19 protein-coding genes and 3 tRNA genes are annotated in these 19253 nt (G+C 67.8%); 16 read left to right on the plus strand and 6 right to left on the minus strand.

The window, feature by feature from the left end:
* The first annotated feature begins 110 nt into the window (after nucleotides 1–110).
* Nucleotides 111–782 carry a hypothetical protein gene (locus tag QE374_RS10445; protein ID WP_309734638.1) on the plus strand — a complete coding sequence of 224 codons (672 nt, stop codon included), beginning with the start codon at nucleotides 111–113 and terminating at the stop codon, nucleotides 780–782.
* Between the two features lie 11 nt (nucleotides 783–793).
* Nucleotides 794–1168, plus strand: coding sequence for a hypothetical protein (locus QE374_RS10450; protein WP_309734640.1), 375 nt, complete (start codon nucleotides 794–796; stop codon nucleotides 1166–1168).
* A 380-nt stretch (nucleotides 1169–1548) separates the two neighbouring features.
* On the opposite strand, the gene QE374_RS10455 is transcribed toward QE374_RS10450, so the two are convergent.
* Nucleotides 1549–3312 carry a hypothetical protein gene (locus tag QE374_RS10455; protein WP_309734644.1) on the minus strand — a complete coding sequence of 588 codons (1764 nt, stop codon included), beginning with the start codon at nucleotides 3310–3312 and terminating at the stop codon, nucleotides 1549–1551.
* Nucleotides 3309–4742, minus strand: coding sequence for a hypothetical protein (locus tag QE374_RS10460; RefSeq protein WP_309734646.1), 1434 nt, complete (start codon nucleotides 4740–4742; stop codon nucleotides 3309–3311). The genes QE374_RS10455 and QE374_RS10460 overlap by 4 nt, the downstream gene beginning before the upstream one ends.
* A 1054-nt stretch (nucleotides 4743–5796) precedes the next feature.
* Here QE374_RS10460 and QE374_RS10465 point away from each other — a divergent pair.
* Entirely contained in the window at nucleotides 5797–6210 is a 414-nt protein-coding gene (locus QE374_RS10465) for a hypothetical protein (RefSeq protein ID WP_309734647.1), read from the plus strand.
* Between the two features lie 12 nt (nucleotides 6211–6222).
* Here the strand turns inward: QE374_RS10465 and QE374_RS10470 are convergent.
* From QE374_RS10470 to QE374_RS10480, 3 genes are all read right to left on the minus strand, one after another.
* Nucleotides 6223–6295 (minus strand) — tRNA-Phe (locus QE374_RS10470).
* Between the two features lie 81 nt (nucleotides 6296–6376).
* Nucleotides 6377–6450 (minus strand) — tRNA-Asp (locus QE374_RS10475).
* Nucleotides 6451–6477: 27 nt separating this feature from the next.
* Nucleotides 6478–6550: transfer RNA gene (locus QE374_RS10480), tRNA-Glu, on the minus strand.
* 224 nt (nucleotides 6551–6774) lie between these two features.
* On the opposite strand from QE374_RS10480, the gene QE374_RS10485 reads away from it, so the two are divergent.
* Complete coding sequence (locus QE374_RS10485; protein WP_309734650.1) at nucleotides 6775–8148, plus strand: peptidoglycan DD-metalloendopeptidase family protein; 1374 nt, start codon at nucleotides 6775–6777, stop codon at nucleotides 8146–8148.
* Nucleotides 8149–8216: 68 nt separating this feature from the next.
* Here QE374_RS10485 and QE374_RS10490 read toward each other — a convergent pair whose 3' ends face one another.
* A complete protein-coding gene (locus QE374_RS10490) occupies nucleotides 8217–8750 on the minus strand; it encodes an inorganic diphosphatase (RefSeq protein ID WP_137418254.1) in 534 nt (177 codons plus the stop codon).
* Between the two features lie 180 nt (nucleotides 8751–8930).
* Here QE374_RS10490 and tilS point away from each other — a divergent pair, with 180 nt between their 5' ends.
* The 12 genes from tilS (at nucleotide 8931) to panC (ending at nucleotide 19227) form a co-directional block, all read left to right on the plus strand.
* Nucleotides 8931–9923, plus strand: coding sequence for a tRNA lysidine(34) synthetase TilS (gene tilS, locus QE374_RS10495; protein ID WP_309734654.1), 993 nt, complete (start codon nucleotides 8931–8933; stop codon nucleotides 9921–9923).
* A gap of 49 nt (nucleotides 9924–9972) precedes the next feature.
* Nucleotides 9973–10524 carry a hypoxanthine phosphoribosyltransferase gene (gene hpt / locus QE374_RS10500; RefSeq protein ID WP_243230918.1) on the plus strand — a complete coding sequence of 184 codons (552 nt, stop codon included), beginning with the start codon at nucleotides 9973–9975 and terminating at the stop codon, nucleotides 10522–10524.
* 245 nt (nucleotides 10525–10769) lie between these two features.
* Entirely contained in the window at nucleotides 10770–12776 is a 2007-nt protein-coding gene (ftsH, locus tag QE374_RS10505; protein ID WP_309734658.1) for an ATP-dependent zinc metalloprotease FtsH, read from the plus strand.
* 7 nt (nucleotides 12777–12783) lie between these two features.
* Complete coding sequence (folE, locus tag QE374_RS10510; RefSeq protein WP_309734660.1) at nucleotides 12784–13374, plus strand: GTP cyclohydrolase I; 591 nt, start codon at nucleotides 12784–12786, stop codon at nucleotides 13372–13374.
* Between the two features lie 11 nt (nucleotides 13375–13385).
* Nucleotides 13386–14174 carry a dihydropteroate synthase gene (folP, locus tag QE374_RS10515; protein WP_309736673.1) on the plus strand — a complete coding sequence of 263 codons (789 nt, stop codon included), beginning with the start codon at nucleotides 13386–13388 and terminating at the stop codon, nucleotides 14172–14174.
* Complete coding sequence (gene folB / locus QE374_RS10520; RefSeq protein WP_309734662.1) at nucleotides 14171–14542, plus strand: dihydroneopterin aldolase; 372 nt, start codon at nucleotides 14171–14173, stop codon at nucleotides 14540–14542. The genes folP and folB overlap by 4 nt, the downstream gene beginning before the upstream one ends.
* The gene (gene folK, locus QE374_RS10525; protein WP_309734664.1) at nucleotides 14539–15063 is read left to right on the plus strand and encodes a 2-amino-4-hydroxy-6-hydroxymethyldihydropteridine diphosphokinase; all 525 of its coding nucleotides are present in this window, start codon (nucleotides 14539–14541) and stop codon (nucleotides 15061–15063) included. The genes folB and folK overlap by 4 nt, the downstream gene beginning before the upstream one ends.
* Nucleotides 15060–15551, plus strand: coding sequence for a DUF3180 domain-containing protein (locus tag QE374_RS10530; protein WP_309734665.1), 492 nt, complete (start codon nucleotides 15060–15062; stop codon nucleotides 15549–15551). The genes folK and QE374_RS10530 overlap by 4 nt, the downstream gene beginning before the upstream one ends.
* A complete protein-coding gene (locus QE374_RS10535; protein ID WP_309734668.1) occupies nucleotides 15499–16083 on the plus strand; it encodes a PH domain-containing protein in 585 nt (194 codons plus the stop codon). The genes QE374_RS10530 and QE374_RS10535 overlap by 53 nt, the downstream gene beginning before the upstream one ends.
* Complete coding sequence (locus tag QE374_RS10540; protein ID WP_309734670.1) at nucleotides 16080–17678, plus strand: PH domain-containing protein; 1599 nt, start codon at nucleotides 16080–16082, stop codon at nucleotides 17676–17678. Before QE374_RS10535 ends, QE374_RS10540 begins: the two co-directional genes overlap by 4 nt.
* The gene (locus QE374_RS10545) at nucleotides 17675–18382 is read left to right on the plus strand and encodes a DUF2520 domain-containing protein (RefSeq protein WP_309734672.1); all 708 of its coding nucleotides are present in this window, start codon (nucleotides 17675–17677) and stop codon (nucleotides 18380–18382) included. Before QE374_RS10540 ends, QE374_RS10545 begins: the two co-directional genes overlap by 4 nt.
* Entirely contained in the window at nucleotides 18379–19227 is an 849-nt protein-coding gene (panC, locus tag QE374_RS10550) for a pantoate--beta-alanine ligase (protein ID WP_309734674.1), read from the plus strand. The genes QE374_RS10545 and panC overlap by 4 nt, the downstream gene beginning before the upstream one ends.
* Nucleotides 19228–19253: the final 26 nt, after the last annotated feature.

Here is a 19253-nt window from a genome sequence, read left to right on the forward strand (position 1 = left end):
CCACACGCATTCCCTCAGATACGGTCGCACAGCGACAGCGAACCGTGGCTCGCGGTCAGGGCCGTTGACGCCGCAGGGCGTGGGGACATCCGATCCTGCATAGTGAATAGGTGTGGATCGACCTGATCAACGTCCTTGTTGCTGTTGTGACCTTAGCCGTTACCGTGGTGATTTACCGGCTGGGTCGCCGCGTCGGGCTGCGGGGCACGATGCAGCAGCGAGCAGAGACGGCTCGGGAGCTGTCCAAGTTCAGCCGGCAGATCTACATGGAAGGTATGAACAGCAGTCTGCTGTTGATGAACGCCGAGCGGTACACACGCGGCGACTATACCGACTACCAAACTAACCAAGTCACGGGCCTGTCCTGGCGAGGCGACCTGTTCATCGGTGCTGAGTTCGTTGGTCTTCGTCACGACGGGTTCGAGGTGATCACCGGGGCGGGCGTTGCCGGGGAGCCGGAGGCGCTGCTCGTGCTCTTTGTTCCGTTTGACAGAGTGCAGTGGGTGAACCTGGATGGCGACGAGAACTTCAATCGGGTAATCGTGTACACCTCGTTTGTCGGACCCTACCCGTCGCCCCACTCGTACAGTTACGCGGCCGATCGTCAATCGTTCAAGATGAGTGAAGCGGGGCGGGACTACTACCGCCAACTCCCCGGATCGGAAGTGCAGCGGACCACGGGCCTACGCGCGTTGTGGGCCGCGGGACCCCAGTGGATCAAGGCTGTACGCGTCGGCCTCGCGGACCGGCGAACGATGCGGAGAATACGTCAACGACCGTAAACCGAGCACACATGGTGCCGAAGGGCTATTTCCGAGCTTTGGCTGAAAACAAGGATCGCGTCGATGTTCTCGATCGCCAGAAGGGTATCGGCATCGGGGCCAAGATCGCTCACGCGACGATCGTGGGCTATGCCTACAAGAACGGTCTGCTCGCGCGCGACCTGGAGCACGACTACTACGACATCGAGGACGCCGGTACTCGGGCTTTCCGCCATCTCTTACAGGAGGACGGCCCCGGCACCGTGTCAGATCAGAACGCGGTGATCGCGTTCCTAGACATGCATCTGCGCCGCGGTCGATGCGCGGATCAGGCGGAAATCTACGTCCCTGCGGTAGTCGTAAAGGCGGATGGCTTGTCCGAGTGCGTGAAGCTCAATTCCGAATAGGCGACACTGAGCCTGGCTGATCGCCTGGTCATATCGTCGGCCTTCTCCGGCGTCCTACGCCTTGCATCGCTCGGAATCGAGGGCTGGCGCTGGTATGTGCTTGAAGCTCGCAACCTCGCGACGGGTGACGGCGGGGCGCGCTCCTTTGGGAGACAAGAGACCGCGCCGGGGTGTCCACGGTCACGCTCCCACTATCGCCCTCACAGCTGGCCGTCATCGGTGAGGAACTACCGCTAGGTGTACCGCTCAACTTCAACATGTTCCTGGTCAGGAACTGCCGGCGGTGGATCGTGGGTGCCTCGCGGAGACTGAACTCGGAGCAGGCGGCCGTGTGCAACCGTAGGCGCGATAGCGCGATCGCCACTGCTGCCTCGAACGGCTCAGGCCTGGAGCGCATCAAGTGAGGGCTCAGTGGCTGCGGGGGACTTTACCTTGCTAGGTTGCGGTCGATTCCCGCGTACGACAAATATCACGATCGTGCGCGCGCTCCCCCCTACCTGACGGGTCTCGACATGTATTGAGTCCGCGACGGACGGGACGCCGCGCGAGTGGTCCGTCAGGTCGAGGACCAGCAATTGCCCAAGTGATAGTCCGTTGGATAGATACTCCGCTGCTTGCCCGAAGTATGAGTCGGCCAGGGCGTTGATCGAGGCGTCGGTGAGTTCTCGCTTCACCTCCGTCACAAACCGAGCTCCGCCTTCACCCACCGTAAGCACATCAACTCGTCCCGTGGCCAGGTTGGGTACTTCGGTGAAGGTACTGTCTCCTAATCCCGTAGATCCGAGATACCAGTAGAAGTGCTCTTGGAGCGCGGCCTCACGAGGAGCCTCGCCGTCTTTGAATGGCCGCGTGTACGCGGACTTGACTTCGGCTGCTTGACGTACGAACCGAACGGTGGTGCGCACGAGATCCAAGAACGCGGCGCCGGCAGGGGTATGGAAGGCGGGATTCTCTCGCAACCCCACCAGTATTGACTTTACGATTTCGGTTTCGGTGGCGGAGGCCGCGGCGTTGGGTGACACACCGAGGTGACCCGAGTGCGAGAGTTTCTGTGCGAACTGCGCGCCCCACTTCCTGACCTGAGCCTTGTCCTGGACTGTGACGTGGCCAAAGAACCTCAAGCGATCCTCAATACCTGAAAGCTCACGGTCGACAGCCCTCCACATCCCGTCGGTCATCCCGAGGCCTCCCAGCTCACAGCGTTTACGCACCGCTAGCAGCTCCCTCAAGCTCATCCACCCGAGAACATCACGAATATCCGTAGGTGATTCAGCCATGGGCACGATCTCCTTCGATGCGCGCCGTACGACTTCGCCGAGAAGCAGTTCGGGCAGCAGCTCTTCTGCCCACAGAGCCCCCCATCGAGCGCGGGCGGCGGCGCGTATCGTTCGACGGAGAACTGACGTGAGCGCGGCGAAGTCAGCCACCATCTCACCCAAATGGTCCACTCTATGGTGGCCGGCGTCGAGAACGTCAGTCAACTCACGCCGGAAGAATGAGGCGAGGTCCGTGACCCGCCATCCGCCTGTCCCATCCAGGAGGCCTGCGCCTTTGAGCGCCTCGAGTTCTGTGGCGTCCATGCCTTCGGTCCCAACTTGCGGGTCGCCCGACTCGAAGATGATCCGGTCCAAGCGAGCACAGATAGAAGGCCCCAGCTCCCAGAGGGTCTCGCGTAGCACGGAACGAGCGGGCCGTGCTGTGTCTAGTTCGGCTTCGAAGACACGTGCGTCGTCAGGATCGGTTGTCCAGGACTCGCGAGACGGGCCCGTTGCGAACACGGCATCGTTGATCAGCGCGCTGCCGAGTGATGCGTAGATGAGACGTGGGGCTCGAGAATGCAGCACGAACTGGCGACCCGTCGCAGCGTCATTGTGTACCTTGGCGCGCAGCCTGCCCAGGCGTGCGGCGCCACTGACCGTCGCCAGGACGTCCATGTTCGTCAGCACTAACCGATGAGCGTCTACTTCATCGCCGTCGAGGTAGGCGTCAACATCGACCAAGGTGAAACCTTCGCGCTCGAGCGTTTCGGCGTTCGCGAGGTAAGCGGATCCAAGTTGCAGGAAGACGATTCCGCTTACAGCCGCCTTCTTAGCGATACTCTCAGCCCACGTATCCCAGTGACAGGGATCGCCTGTGGTAGTCACAGCATTTCCAAGAGGACTGCCTGTCGGTAACCGCCGACGGCAGTGCCTTCCAGCAGGCCGAGGTCGACGAGGTGCCGCGTCGCTTGCACATCAGAGGCGGCGAACTCGGGGAAAAGCTCCGGATCTGAGCGGAGGGAGTCGAGCAGCACGGACTCTGCAGGATAGAACTTCTCAACATGGCGAATCATCTCAACGATGTGCGAGTGCACTTCCTCCCGCCAGCCAGTGAGGGCTAGCAGGACATCCCGCCTGCCCATGGTTCTGTTCGTCTGCTTTACCGGGAGAGTCTTCACGACCGTCGACGCGAGGTGGCGGTAGAGATAGGCGTGACCCCCAGAAGCTTCATATAGGGCTTCTAGAGCCCCTTCTGTGATGAAGATGCCCATCCGTCGGCCGAGGGACAGGGCGAGCTCCGCGGCCTCACCCTGTTCGAGGGGGCCGATGTAAACCTTGCGAGCCCAGGAGAAGAACGGGTTTGGGCGTCCGTGCAGTGTCCCGCTCTCGACGATGGAGCTCGTCAACCCGGCAAGGAGCAGAGACAAGTTGGTCGACTCTTGCGTAACACTCCGCAGAGCAGCGAGGAGCTGCGCCAGCCTGGGCAACTCGACAGGGGCGGAGGTTGCCTGGCCATTTGGTGTGACGTATTCGACTTCGTCCAGCATCAAGAGCATCCGGACGCCGTCGGAATCGAGATGGCGAAGCAACCTCTGCATCGCAATCTTGAATTGCATCGTGCTAGGAAAATCAGGTAACTCGGCGAGCTCCTTGACTCGCAGATTCTGGGCCTTAAGCGATTCAACTATTCGAAGTCGCAACAGCGCCAACAGATCGTCCGTCGGGTCGACCGGCGGTGATGGCAACGCCTCCAGATCCACCAGGACAGGTAGAACACGATCAGCTAGCAACTCTTCTGAGAGTTCGAGCAAGATGCTCGTTTTGCCAGCCTTCCGAAGACCGAAGATCCCTGTTGCCCGCTGGGCCATGACATCGTTGCGCAGGCCTTGCAGGACTGTCCGCCGGCCGAAGAACGAAGCCCCCGACACCGGCGTCGTCACTTCGAACAGATTGCGGATGTGGATGTGATCCTGGAGCAGGTCTATGAGACCGAACGAGTTGGCAGAGTCCAGCTGGAACGGAATCGAAACGGTGCGGAGGTTGCCCCACTCCGCGAGCTTGGGGCCTAGACGTTCATCTGGAGCCCAGATCAGGATGACGTCCGGGGTGACGCTCCCGCGGCTGATGTTGAGTTCCGCTACGGAAGCTTCATAGGACCGCATCTGGAAATCCTCGTAGGGCAGGTAGATCGCAAGTACCTCCCGTGTGAGGCCAAAGGCTGACTCGATGGCTTCACTGAATCGGATCCGAAGCTTTGCGCCCCCCGCGAGAGGCCCCTTTTTGACGAGCTCGGCACGGATGACCTGCGACCCCATCGTGGCTAGCTGGCGTCTGTGCTCGACGATCGCGGGGAACTTCCCCTGAACTGCGGCCAGACCTCGCTCCAGTGCATCACTTTTGGGTACTTTGACTGCGCCAGAGTGCCAGCCGTACTCGTTCGAGAAGCCAGCTCCCCTCGATTCGTTATCGCCCGCCGGACCGCGTTGTCGGGGAGGCGACTCCAGGCGCGACAGGGCGATGCCAAAGTGATCGGCGAGGCGTCGAACGACTGGTGGCTGGATGACGCTCGACGCAGACCGCGCGAACTCGTTCAGCTGCCGAAGGTGGACTCAACACTTCAGACGATGGCACTCCACTCATCGTCGCGAACTCGTGGACGCGCAAACGCGGGACGGTTTCGTCAGCCACGGTCCCTCCTGCCATTCTCGGGGAGGCCAGTGTCAGCATCCATCAGTGGATAACCTACCGACGACTGCTCGTCAACTGATCCAACACGCGACAGGTAAAGATCGGGGAGTGCAAAGCGGTTTTTCCGCAGGTCGTACTTGATGAGCTCCTCCGCCAGCAGCGTGGCGAGGTAGAGGAAAATCGCGGTGCGGTGACCAAGGTGATTGAGAGGATGCGCGGCAACCCGGTCGACGTCAGCGACATAGCACAGCAGCTGGACAGGGACTGCAACGGTCTGTCTAGCAGATCGGCAAGAGCTCGAAGCTCTGAAGGCCCACCCTGGGGTCGAGGTGGCGCCTATCTCGGTGGTACTTGACCTCGCGGCGCGTCTCGTCGCGCGAGACCTTGCCCGGAAGCGACCCTATTTGGAGGTCGGCTGCTAGTGAGGGTCGACGGGCTACCGTGACGCCGTCATTTGGGAGACAGTGCTCGACTGTCTGGGCTGGCTCGAGGACGACGAGAAGCTCATTTTGTGACGGCAGACGAGGCTTTCTCGCCGACGACAAAAGCCGTTGCGTCCGGATCTCTTCGACGGCCTCGATAGCCGCGCGGTTGCTCATGATGGTCGTTTCAGCACAAACAACTGCTCGAGTTCTGGCTGAGGTCCGCGCCATCGTCGAGCACGCTGCGAAGACGGGGGAGATGATCGAGGTCGCCACCAACGAGTTGTTCAGCCTCGACGGCAAGGAGGTCTCGATGCAGATGGTCTACGGAGGCGACTACGACTACCCGGGTTTCGTGGAGTTCGAGACGCCGTCGATCGAGTCCGCGATGATCGCGGCAATCGATCAGAACACAGCCTGGGTGCTCGACGAGCGGGTTGGCGCTCGGCACGTCCGAGGTCCTGGCAATGCAAGGCGCTGTCGAAAAGAGTCCGTTCAAGGTCCTTATCGAAAACGTGTTGTCTCGCCGCGCTCAACCAATGGGCGCGAGACGCGCTCGCTCAACGACGGGGCAGCTACAGGCCCGAGGGCGATGCGGAAACCACCCCCCACCAGCCCAAAGCAAAACCCCCGCCATGTAGAAGCTAGGCGAGGGTTTCTGGGACCGTTGTAACGACGGTCCGTGTGGCTCCGACGGGCGTCGATCCCGTGACCTCACGATTTTCAGTCGTGCGCTCTACCAACTGAGCTACAGAGCCCCGCGGCATCCGTATCGCGCGAGGCGACGCGATGCCGCGTCCTAAACGAAAGGCCCTTCGAGAAGGGCCCGTCGCTCAGAGCGACCCTGACGGGACTTGAACCCGCGACCTCCGCCGTGACAGGGCGGCACGCTAACCAACTGCGCTACAGGGCCATGCTTGTTTAATTGTATTCGGTTGTGTGACCCCAACGGGATTCGAACCCGTGCTACCGCCGTGAAAGGGCGGCGTCCTAGGCCGCTAAACGATGGGGCCGGATGAACCCTTCGGGCTCACGCTTACCGAAGAGCAAGCATAGGCGAGGTTCCAGCAAATGCGAAATCGGGTCCGAACGCCCGCGCGCGTCGCTGCCCGGCGGGTCGTCGATGAGGGGAGAGGATGGCGCGGGACCGCCCGCATCCTGCGCTCGAAGAACCCGTTGCGGATGTGACTGATGTTGTTAGTGTTGTCGGTGTTGCGCCGGTGAATGAGGGGCTGTTGTGTCTGCCGAAGATCTGTCGGGAACGGAAGAGGACTGCGGTTGCGGCCCCACCGCCCAGGAGAAGCGCGCCCTCTGGCCCACGGTGACCCGCCGCGTCGCGCTGGGGGCCGGCGCCCTCGGTGTCGTCGGACTCGCTGCGCTGGCCGGCCCGCTCCAGCCCCGTGCGCTCGCGATCGAGGGTTATCCCTCGTGGGATGACGTTCAGAACGCCAAGAACAACGAAGCGGCCAAGAACGCCGAGATCCAGCGCATCGAGACGCTCATCGCGCAGCTGCAGGCCGACGTCGCCGCGAAGCAGGCGATCGCCGACCAGAAGTCGCAGGAGTACTTCACCGCGCAGCAGGCGTACTTCGACGCCGCCGCGCGCGCCGACAACCTGCAGTCGCAGGCCGACACGCAGGCCGCCGCCGCGACGGAAGCGGCGAACAAGGCGGGGCGCGTCGCGAGCCAGCTGTACAAGGCAGGCGGCGACGACACGTCGCTCCAGCTCTTCTTCGCGGGATCCGCGGCGGGCGCCGACGACCTGCTGGCCCGTCTCGGCACGATGGACAAGCTCCTCGAGCGCAATCAGGACGTCTACGCGGCCGCCGTCTCGGCCAGAAACGCCGCCCAGTCGCTCACCGCGCAGGCCACGTCAGCCCGCGACGAGCGCGACAAGCTGCAGAAGGCCGCCGAGCAGGCCATGCAGGAGGCGCAGGCCGCAGCGGATGCCGCGCAGGCCGCCCTCGACGCGCAGAACCAGAATCTCGGCACGCTGCAGGCGCAGCTCGCCGCTCTGCGGGACACGACCGCGAAGACCGTCGCCGACTACCAGGCCGGTGTCGCCGAGCAGAAGCGCCGTGATGAGGCGGCCCGGCAGGCTGCCGCGGAGGCAGCGCGCCGTGCGGCGGAGGAGGCGGCCAAGAACAACCCCGGCGGTGGCGGCGGTGGGGGCGGCGGTGGCGGTGGCGGCGGTTCAGGCTGGGTGCGACCCGCCGGCGGCAGCATCACGTCCGAGTACGGCCAGCGCTACGCCCAGTGCGGTCCGAGCTACTGCGCGAGCAGCTTCCACTACGGCACCGACTTCGGCGCCGGATGCTGGGGCAACATCTACGCGGCGTCCTCCGGCACGGTGACCTTCGCGGGCGGCAACGGCGGGTACGGCAACTACATCCGCATCGATCACGGCGGCGGCTACGGCACCGGCTACGCCCACATCTCGAACGGCGGCATCTACGTCTCGCGCGGCCAGTGGGTCAACGCCGGCGACGTCATCGCCGGCGTCGGCAACACCGGCAACTCCTTCGGCTGCCACCTGCACTTCGAGGTGTACACCCCCAGCGGAACCGTCAACCCCCGGCCGTTCATGGCTGCGCGCGGCGTCGGCTTCTGATCACGCACACAGACAGAAAGAGAGCGGATGCGGCCGGAGCCGCATCCGCTCTCTTCGTCTGAGAGCTCTCAGAGGGAGTTCGGGGCCTGGCCCTCACCCTGCGTCTTGGTCTGACCCTCGTGCTCCTCGAAGCGTGCGAAGGCCTCCGACACGAGACGCTCGGCCTCGGCGGCGTTCGCCCACTCGTCGACCTTGACCCACTTGTTGGGCTCGAGGTCCTTGTAGTGCTCGAAGAAGTGACCGATCTCGCCCTTGGTCCACTCGTCGATGTCGTCGACGTCCTGGATGTGCGCCCAGCGCGGGTCCTTCGCCAGCACGGCGACGACCTTGTCGTCACCGCCGGCCTCGTCGCTCATCTTCAGCACGGCGACCGGACGCACTTTCGCGAGCACACCGGGGTAGATGTCGCGGTCGAGCAGCACGAGCACGTCGAGCGGGTCGCCGTCCTCGCCGAGGGTGTTCTCGAAGAAGCCGTAGTTGCTGGGGTAGCCCATGGGCGTGAACAGAACGCGGTCCAGGAAGACCCGGCCCGTGCCGTGGTCGACCTCGTACTTCACGCGGCTGCCGCGCGGGATCTCGATGACGGCGTCGTATGCGCCCATGCCTGTGCTCCTTCGGAAGTTCAGCGGATTCGCCAGACAGCCTAGTCGGCCCGCTCCCGGGGTTCCGCGGGCAGGACTCAGTCGGAACCGGACGGAAGGAGCGGCGGCGCGGCCGGCACGCGACTCGTGGCTGAGTCGTGCCGGCCGAGCGATCGCGGCCCGCGCCAGTAGCGTGGTGGCATGCGACCCGGCCTCGACCCCGCCACCGCCGAGGTGCGCCGCGCCGTCCGTGCGGTGCTCGAACCCCGACGCGGAGAGGCCGTCGTCGTCGGGCTCTCGGGCGGCGCCGACTCCCTCGCCCTCACGGCGGCCGTCGCCTTCGAAGCCGTCGCCCTCGACGTGCGGGCGATCGCGGTGACGGTCGATCACGGACTCCAGGACGGATCGGATGCGGTCGCGGCCCGCGCCGCCGACCTCGCCCGCGCGCTCGGGCTCGCCGCCGAGGTCGTGCGGGTCGAGGTGACGGCCGCGGGCGAGGGGCCGGAGGCCGCCGCCCGCAACGCCCGTCGCGCGGCGCTCACGGAGGCCGCGTCGCGACGGGGCGCCTCCGCCGTGCTGCTCGCCCACACGCTCGACGACCAGGCCGAGACCGTGCTGCTCGGGCTCGCCCGGGGCTCGGGTGCCACCAGCCTCGGCGGGATGGCGCCGGAGCGTCGGGACGACGCCGGCCTCACGTGGCTCCGGCCGTTGCTGGGCGTCTCGCGCGCCACGACCATCGCCGCCTGCGCCGCCGCCGGGCTGGAACCGTGGCACGATCCGCACAACGACGACGCCGCCTTCACCCGCGTACGGGTGCGTCAGCGGGTGCTGCCCGTGCTCGAGCGCGAGCTGGGTCCCGGCATCGCCGAAGCCCTCGCGCGCACCGCAGAGCAGCTGCGAGAGGATGCGGCTGCCTTCGCCGAGATGATCGACGAGACCATCGAGGACATCGTCGAACCCGCCGAGGCCGGGATCGCCGTGTCGGTCGCGGCCCTCGCCGCCAACCCGTCGGCGTTGCGCACCCGCATCCTGCGCCACGTCGTCGCCAGCGAGTTCCATGTCTCGCTCACGCACCGTCAGACGCAGGAGGTCGAGCGCCTGGTCACCGACTGGCGCGGCCAGGGCCCCATCGATCTCCCCGCCTGCCGCGCCGCCCGCCTGGGCGGGCGGATCGTGTTCAGCGCCTCGACCTGACCCGGCCGACGCACAGGGCGCCGCCGAGACCGGCACCTAGAATCGATCCATGCGCGCAGCGGACATCGCAGACGACCTCACGACCGTTCTCGCCACCGAGGAGCAGATCCTCGCCAAGCTCGAGGAGATCGCGGCCCAGGTGGCCGCGGACTACGAGGGCAAGGACCTCGTGCTCGTGGGCGTTCTCAAGGGCGCGATCATGGTCATGGCCGACTTCTCCCGCGCGCTGCCCAGTCTCGTCCCGATGGACTGGATGGCCGTCTCCTCCTACGGCACCGGCACCCGCTCGAGCGGTGTCGTGCAGATCCGCAAAGACCTCGACACCGACATCCACGACAAGCACGTGCTCATCGTCGAGGACATCATCGACTCGGGCCTCACGCTCAGCTGGCTGCTGGAGAACTTCGCGGCCCGCGGCGCCGCATCCGTCGAGGTCTTCGCGCTGTTCCGCAAGCCCGAGGCCGCCAAGGTGCAGGTCGACTGCCGCTACGTCGGCTTCGAGATCCCCAACGAGTTCGTCGTCGGCTACGGCCTCGACTACGCCGAGCGCTACCGCAACCTGCGCGATGTCGCGGTGCTCGCCCCGCACGTCTACAGCTGACGCGTGATGGATCACCGCGGCGCAGCCGCGCTGATGCGTCGCGGGTCAGGGCTGAGCGAGGAGCGCAGCGACGAGTCGAAGCCCGCCGGGGCTGCGTTTCGTCTCGCTGCGCTCGCTCAACGACCGGGGCGCTCGCCCTGTACGCCGTGGGCGAATGCACAGACCCGGCATAGAGAGCCCGCGCTACCCTGAAACGACCGTCGGGAGGCGGTACGTCGACGAAAGGGCCGGGGTCTCCCCGCGAAATGGACTTCAAGAAGATCACGCGCAACCCGCTCCTGTATGTCCTGGTGATCGGGCTGTTCCTCATCGTTGGTTTCTCGCTCATCTCGAGCCTGGGCGCGGCGAAGCAGATCACGACCCAGCAGGGTCTCGAACTGCTCAGCGGCTCCACGGTCACCGAGGTGACCAACACCGACGGTGACCAGCGCGTCGACCTGAAGCTCTCGCAGCCCTACGAGGGGGCGAACGACGTGCAGTTCTACTACGTCGGTGCGCGCGCCGACGAGGTGGTCCAGGCCATCGACGCCGCCAAGCCGTCCGACGGCTACAACGACGTCGTCCCCCGTGCGACCTGGTTCGACGGGCTCATCTCGCTCCTGCTGCCGATCCTGCTTCTCGGCATCATCTTCTGGTTCCTCATCTCCTCCGCGCAGGGCGGCGGCAGCAAGGTCATGCAGTTCGGCAAGTCCCGCGCCAAGCTCGTGACCAAGGAGTCCCCGACCGTCACGTTCCAGGATGTGGCCGGCTCCGACGAGGCCATCGAAGAGATGCAGGAGATCAAGGACTTCCTGAAGGACCCCACCAAGTTCCAGGCGCTGGGTGCCCGCATCCCCAAGGGCGTGCTGCTGTACGGCCCTCCCGGAACCGGCAAGACCCTGCTCGCACGCGCCGTCGCCGGCGAGGCGGGGGTACCGTTCTACTCGATCTCCGGCTCCGACTTCGTCGAGATGTTCGTGGGTGTCGGCGCCAGCCGCGTGCGCGACTTGTTCAACCAGGCCAAGGAGAGCGCTCCGGCGATCATCTTCATCGACGAGATCGACGCCGTCGGTCGTCACCGCGGTGCCGGTCTGGGCGGCGGTCACGACGAGCGCGAGCAGACCCTGAACCAGATGCTCGTCGAGATGGACGGCTTCGACCCGAAGGCGAACGTCATCGTCATCGCCGCGACGAACCGTCCCGACATCCTCGACCCGGCGCTGCTGCGCCCGGGCCGCTTCGACCGTCAGATCGGCGTCGACGCCCCCGACCTGAAGGGCCGCAAGCAGATCCTCGAGGTGCACGGCCGCGGCAAGCCGCTTGCGGACTCGGTCGACCTCGAGGTCGTCGCCCGCAAGACCCCCGGTTTCACCGGTGCCGACCTCGCCAACGTGCTCAACGAGGCCGCCCTGCTCACGGCGCGCTCCGACGCCCAGCTCATCGACAACCGCGCCCTCGACGAGGCGATCGACCGCGTCATCGCCGGCCCGCAGCGTCGCACGCGCGTGATGAAGGACAAGGAGAAGCTCATCACGGCGTACCACGAGGGCGGTCATGCGCTCGCGGCGGCGGCGATGAACCACACCGACCCGGTCACGAAGGTCACGATCCTGCCCCGTGGCAAGGCGCTCGGCTACACGATGGTGCTGCCGCTCGACGACAAGTACTCCGTCACCCGCAACGAGCTGCAGGACCAGCTGACCTACGCGATGGGCGGTCGCGTGGCCGAGGAGATCGTCTTCCACGACCCCACCACCGGCGCCTCGAACGACATCGAGAAAGCCACCAGCATCGCGCGCAAGATGGTCACCGAGTACGGCATGACCACGGATGTGGGTCCGGTCAAGCTCGGCGGGTCCTCGGGCGAGGTCTTCATGGGCCGCGACATGGGCCACGGCCGCGACTTCAGCGAGCGGGTGGCCGAGCGCGTCGACGTGCAGGTGCGGGCTCTCATCGAGCAGGCCCACAACGAGGCGTACCAGGTCATCAACGACAACCGCGACATCCTCGACAAGCTCGCCCTGGAGCTCCTCGAGAAGGAGACGCTGGATCACATCGAGCTCGCCGAGATCTTCTCGGACGTGAAGCGACTCCCTCCGCGTCCGCAGTGGCTGTCCAGCTCCGAGCGCCCCGTCTCGCCGCTGCCCCCCGTCGACGTGCCGGCGCGTGCGCCGCAGGTCGGTGTGGCCGCAGCGCAGGAGGCGGATGCGGCGGCCGCCCCCGCGACGCCGCGCCAGCGTCCGTCGGGTCAGGCTCGTCCCGCGACCGCGTAAGGCCGTCGTGGCCGTCGACCGTCCTCGTGTCGCGGACCTCGTCCGCCAGCTGCTCGAGGCGATCGGGGAGGATCCCGACCGCCCCGGGTTGAAGCAGACCCCGCATCGCGTCGCGGAGCTGTACGCCGACTTCTTCGCCGGCGTGGGCGAGGATGCCTCCGAGCCGCTCGCGCACACCATCTCGGTGGCGCGGGGGCCGGCGCCGGACACACTGCCCTCGGGGCCCGTCGTGCTGCGCGATGTGCGCTTCCGCTCCGTGTGCGAGCACCACCTCCTGCCGTTCGCGGGCAAGGCGCATCTCGCCTACCTGCCCGCGGAGCGCGTGGTCGGACTCGGGGCGCTGCCGCGCGTCGTCGACATCCTCGCCTCCCGTCCGCAGGTGCAGGAACGTCTCGGGGAGCAGATCGCGGACGCGATCGTCCAGGGCGTGGATGCGCGGGGGGTGCTGGTCGTGCTCGACGCCTCGCACGAGTGCGTCACGATGCGCGGCGGACGCCAGGTCGATGCGACCACGGTGACCATCGCCGCCCGCGGCGAGCTCGCCGAGCCCGCCGCACGCGCCGAGCTCATCGCGCTGATCGCAGGAGGAGCCTCGTGAGCTGTCTCATCATGGGCATCGTCAACGTGACGCCGGACTCGTTCAGCGACGGTGGCCGTTTCCTCGCGCACGAGGACGCGGTGCGACACGCGCTGCGCCTGGTCGGCGAGGGAGCCCAGATCGTAGACGTGGGCGGAGAGTCCACGAGGCCCGGCGCGGAGCGCGTGGGCGTCGAGGTGGAGCAGGAGCGCATCCTCCCTGTCGTGCACGCGCTCAGCGAGTCCGGCGTGACCGTGAGCGTCGACACCATGAACGCCGCGACCGCGGCCGCGGCGGTGGCCGCGGGTGCCCGGATCATCAACGACGTCTCGGGCGGCCTGTCGGACCCCTCGATCCTGGATGTGGCCGCCGACGCGAACGTCGACATCGTGCTCGGGCACTGGCGGGGCCACTCCGACGACATGTACGCCCCGGCGCAGTATCGCGACCTCGCCCGCGAGGTGACGGGAGAGCTCATCGCCCGGATGGAGGCCGCCGCATCCGCCGGCATCCCGCCCTCTCGTGTGGTGCTCGACCCCGGAGTCGGCTTCGCCAAGCGCGGCGCGCAGAACTGGGAGATGCTGCGGGCTCTGCCGCAGGTGGTCGGGATCGGTCCGCGCGTGCTCGTCGGCACCAGCCGCAAGCGGTTCCTCGGCGAGACGCTCGGCACCGACGACCTCGTGCGTCGTGACCGGGCCACGGCCGTCACCAGCGCTCTGGCCGCTCACGCCGGCGCGTGGGGAGTGCGCGTCCACGATGTGCAGGCCACCGCCGACGCCCTCGCGATCGCGGAGGCGTGGCGTTCGGGAGGAGCAGGATGAACCACGACACGATCACCCTCATGGGCCTGCGCGCCCTCGGCTTCCACGGTGTCTACGCCGATGAGAAGCGCGACGGGCAGGAGTTCGTCGTCGATGTCACGATGCGCCTCGATCTCGCCCCGGCAGCGGTGAGCGACGACGTCGCCGACACAGTGCACTACGGCGAGGTCGCCGAGGAGGTCGTGGCCGTCGTCACGGGCGAGCCGGTGGATCTCATCGAGACGCTCGCCGCCCGCATCGCCGCGGTCGTGCTCGCGCGCCCGCTCGTCGACGAGGTCACGGTCACCGTGCACAAGCCGCAGGCGCCCATCACGGTCCCGTTCACCGACGCGGCCGTGACGATCGTGCGCGCCCGGGGCGAGCGATGAACCGCCGGCTCGCGCAGGGGTTCCCCGGGTCTGCGGAGCCTGCGGAGGCCGCATCCGTCACGGCGGTGATCGCGCTCGGCTCCAACCTCGGCGATCGTGGCGCGCTGCTGGACGAGGCGGCGGCCGATCTGTCGCGCCTGCCCCTGACGACGAACGTGCGCGTCGCCCCCGTCATGGAGACCGTGGCGGTGCGTCCCGACGGGCCCGACCCCGACGCGCCCCGCTACCTGAACACCGTCGCACTGGTGGACACCCGCCTCGCGCCGTCCGTGCTGCTGGAGTTCCTCCACCGCATCGAGGCCGACCACGGCAGGCGCCGCCGTGAGCGGTGGGGTGATCGCACGCTCGATCTCGATCTCGTCGCCTACGGCGATGTGCGCTCAGCGACGGCGACGCTGGCACTGCCGCATCCGCGCGCCGCCGAGCGCGATTTCGTCCTGCGACCGTGGCTCGCCCTCGACGCCGATGCGGTGCTGCCCGGCGTCGGCCGTGTCGCCGACCTCGCTGAGGCCCTGTCGTGAAGCGCACCTCGCCCGCATCCCTCGCGATCGCCGTCGTGCTCGGCGCCGGTGTCGGCTTCCTCATCGACCAGGTGCTGACGGCGTCCGGTCAGGCGACGTTCACCCCTGTCCTGACGCTGCCGATCCTCCTGGCGCTGCTCGGCGCACTCGTCCTAGTGCTCGGTATCGGGGTGCGGCGCGCGACGCGCGGGCGCTCGGCGGGCCCGCTCGATCCGTTCCGCGCGGTGCGCATCGCGATGCTCGCCAAGGCCGCGAGCATCGTCGGCGCGGCGATGGGCGGCGTCGCGATCGGGCTGTCCGTCTTCCTGCTGACGCGACCCGTCATCCCCTCGGTAGGCTCGTTCAGCACCCTGATCGCGACGATCGTGGCCTGCGTCTTCCTCGTCGCGGCCGCTTTGGTGGCCGAGAGTCTGTGCACGATCCGGAAGGACGACGATGACGAACCCGACGCCGGGAGCCCCGGAGGCGACACCCTCTCCCACCTCTGACGAGGCGGTGCTGGATGCGGGCACCTTCGACGGGCTGCTCGAGTCCCGCCGAGAGGGACTCTTCGTGCGCGACGGCTCGTGGCACCAGCTCGCCCGCGCCTACCGGACCGTGCAGCTGATCTCGCTCACGGCGACGCTCGTGCTCGTGGCGGTGGCGGCGCCCGTCATCGCGGCGGTCACCGGCACCGGCTGGGTGTGGATCCCCGCCGGCGTGCTGCTGGTCGTGCTGGGCATCACCCTCATCCTGACCCCGCGTCAGATCCGCTCGTTCGGCTACCGGCTGCGCGAGAACGATCTCGTGCTGCGGCGCGGCATCCTCTTCCAGCGCGTCGTCGCCGTTCCCTACGGGCGGATGCAGCTCGTCGACATCACGCACGGCCCGCTCGATCGTGCCTTCGGCATCGCACAGCTCAAGCTCGTGACCGCGGCCGCCGCATCCGCCGTCGTGATCCCCGGGCTCACCCAGGACGCCGCCGAGAAGCTGCGCGACGTACTGATCGCGGTCGCGGAATCCCGGCGGACGGGACTGTGACCGAACCGGATGCGGGCCGCTCCGCGCTGAGCGACGGCGAGTGGCATCGGCTGCACCCGCTGACGCCCCTGCTTCGCGGCGGACTGTTCCTGGTGGTCGTCCTCGGCTTCGTCGTCGCCAACCTGCGTGACCGGTTGATCGAGATCTTCGCCCCCTGGCTGGCACCCGGGTTCGCGGGTCCGGTTCCGGGCGACCCGGTGGACTACGTGCTCGGCCACGACCTGGTGCTGCTCGCCCTGGGCATCGTGCTGCTGGTGGTCGTGGCCCTCATCCTCGTCTTCTGGATGTCGTGGCGGTTCCACACCTTCCGCATCACGGGCGACGACGTCGAGGTCCGCTCCGGTGTCGTCTTCCGCACGAACCGCCGGGCGCCGCTCGACCGCGTGCAGGGCGTCAACCTCACACGCCCTCTCGTGGCGCGCCTGCTCGGTCTCGCCAAGCTCGAGGTCGTCGGTGCCGGCCTCGACGCCAACGTGCGCCTCGAGTACCTCTCGACCTCCAACGCGGAACAGGTGCGCGCCGACATCCTGCGCCTCGCGTCGGGCCGCACGCTCGGTGAGAGCCGTCCGAGTGGCGGCGGTGACGCGACGTCGTGGCGCTCGGCGGCCGTGCGGACCGCCTCACAGGCGATGGACTCGCTCGTGGCGGGAACCGACGAGCCCGAGGTGGAACCCGCATCCGTCGTCCGCATCCCGCCCGGGCGGGTCATCGGCTCGATGCTCCTGCGCGACTCGACCGTGCTGGTGCTGGCGATCATGATCGCGCTCGTCGTCTGGGCGGCGACAGGCCCCGGATGGCTCGTCTTCGCCATCCTCCCCACGATGATCGGCTTCGCGACCTACGTGGGCCGAGGGACGGTGCGCGCCCTGCGCTACGCGATCTCGCCGACCGACCACGGCGTGCGCATCGTGTTCGGCATCCTCACGACCGTGACCGAGATCCTTCCGCCGGGGCGGGTGCACGCGGTGCGTGTGCACCAGCCGATCCTCTGGCGTCCCGCGGGATGGTGGACGATCACCGTCAACCGGCTGTCCGGTTCGCGCGCGGGCCAGGAGGCGGCGGAGGCGTTCACCCGTGTGCTGCCGGTCGGCACCCGCGAGGACGCCGAGCGGGTCGTCGCGTTGCTGCTGCCCTGGCTCGACGTCGCCGAACGCGCGCTCCTGTTCGACCGCGGTCTGCTCGGCGCCGACGACGACACCGCCTTCACGTCGACGCCGCGTCGCGCCCGCATCCTGCGCCCCGTGTCGTGGCGGCGCAACGGCTTCGCCGTGACGGATGCGGCGTTGTTCCTGCGGCGCGGGAGATTCTGGCGGTCGCTCGTCGTCGTGCCGCTCGCCCGCCTGCAGTCCATCGCGCTGCAGCAGGGGCCGGTAGACCGCGCGCTGCGCGTGGCTTCGGCTCGCGCGCACACCGTCGCCGGGGCGGTCGACACGAGCCTCGGCGCGATCGACGTCGAGGTGGCGCGGGGGATGTTCGAGGACGTGGCGCGCCGCGCGGTGACGGCGGCACGCAGTGACAGGTCGCACCGGTGGTTCGTCGAGGACGCGGCGGCCGTGCGGCCGAGCGATCGAAGGGATGAGGAGGAGAACGGATGAGGCGTGACGGCCGTCTGGGCGTCGGAGTGATCGGTGCGGGCCGGGTGGGACCCATCATGGCGGCCGCTCTCGGCGGTGCGGGGCACGCGCTCACCGGCATCACCGCCGGCAGCGACCAGGACCGCGTCGAGGCGATCCTGCCCGGAGTGCCGGTGCTGGATGCGGCAGAGGTGCTCCGGCGCAGCGAACTCGTCGTGCTCGCCGTTCCCCACGACGAACTGCCGTCGCTCGTGGAGGGCCTGTCCGAGCTCGGCGCCTGGCAGCCCGGCCAGCTCGTGCTGCACACGGACCCGGGCTACGGCACCGAGGTGCTCGCTCCCGCGCAGCGGCTCGGTGCGATCGGACTCGCCGTGCATCCCGCGATCACCTTCACCGGGACCACGATCGACCTCCGCCAGCTCGCCGCGTCCTACGCGGCCGTCACGGCGCCCGCCGCCGTCCTGCCGATCGCGCAGGCCCTCGCGGTGGAGATCGGCTGCGAGCCGGTCGTGATCGCCGAGGCCGACCGGCCCGCGTACGCGGAGGCGATCGCGACCGCCGCCGAGTTCTCCCGGGCGATCGTGCAGCAGGCGACGGGCCTGCTCGCCGGCATCGGCGTCGAGAATCCCGGGGGGTACCTCTCGGCGCTCGTGCGCTCGACGGTCGACGATGCCCTGACACGTGCGGATCCGCGCGGACCCGTGGGCGATACGATCGACGGATGATCCGCACCATCGCGGAGCTGCGCACCCGACTGGCAGGCGCCAGAGCCGCGGCTCCTGAGGGCACGCGTGTCGCACTCGTCTCGACGATCGGTGCGCTGCACGACGGCCACATCGACCTCATCCGCACCGCGCGCGAGAGCGCCGGGATCGTGGTGGTCTCCTCCTTCGTGAACCCGCTGCGCTTCGCCACGCACGCCGAGTACGAGGCATATCCGCGCACGCCCGACGCGGATGCCGCGCTGCTCGAGCGCCTCGGCGTGGACCTCGTGTTCGCTCCGGATGCGGCCGAGCTGCTGCCCGCGGGCAAGGCCACGACCAAGGTGAGCGCGGGCGATCTCGGCCTGCGCTACGAGGGGCGGGTGCGTCCCTTCTACTTCGACGGGCTGCTGACGGTCGAGGCGCAGCTGATGAACCTGGTGCGGCCCGACGTCGCCGTCTACGGCGAGCGCGACCGCCAGCGCGTATTCCTCGTGCGCCGGATGGTGCGCGAGCTCTTCTTCGACGTCGAGATCGTCGAAGCCGAGACGGTGCGCAGTGACGACGGCGTTCCGATCTCCACGCGGCTGGGCACGCTCGACGCCGCCGATCGCGCCGCGGCGGCGCTCCTGCCGCGGGCGCTCGAGGCCGCCGCATCCAACGCCGACCGCGACGTCGACGCGTGCATCGCGGCGGCGCAGAGCGCGCTCATGGGCGAGTCCCGCATCCGGCTCGAGTACCTGAACGTCGTCGATCCGGCGACGTTCCTGCCCGTCGACGAGGGTCATCAGGGCCCGGCGCTCGCCCTGATCGCCGCATCCGTCGGCGGGCACCGCTTCGTCGACAACGCCGAGATCTTCGTGCGCTGAGCCCCTCCGGCGGCAACCGGGCACCG

The organism is Microbacterium sp. SORGH_AS_0428, assembly GCF_031453615.1.
Classification (GTDB): domain Bacteria; phylum Actinomycetota; class Actinomycetes; order Actinomycetales; family Microbacteriaceae; genus Microbacterium.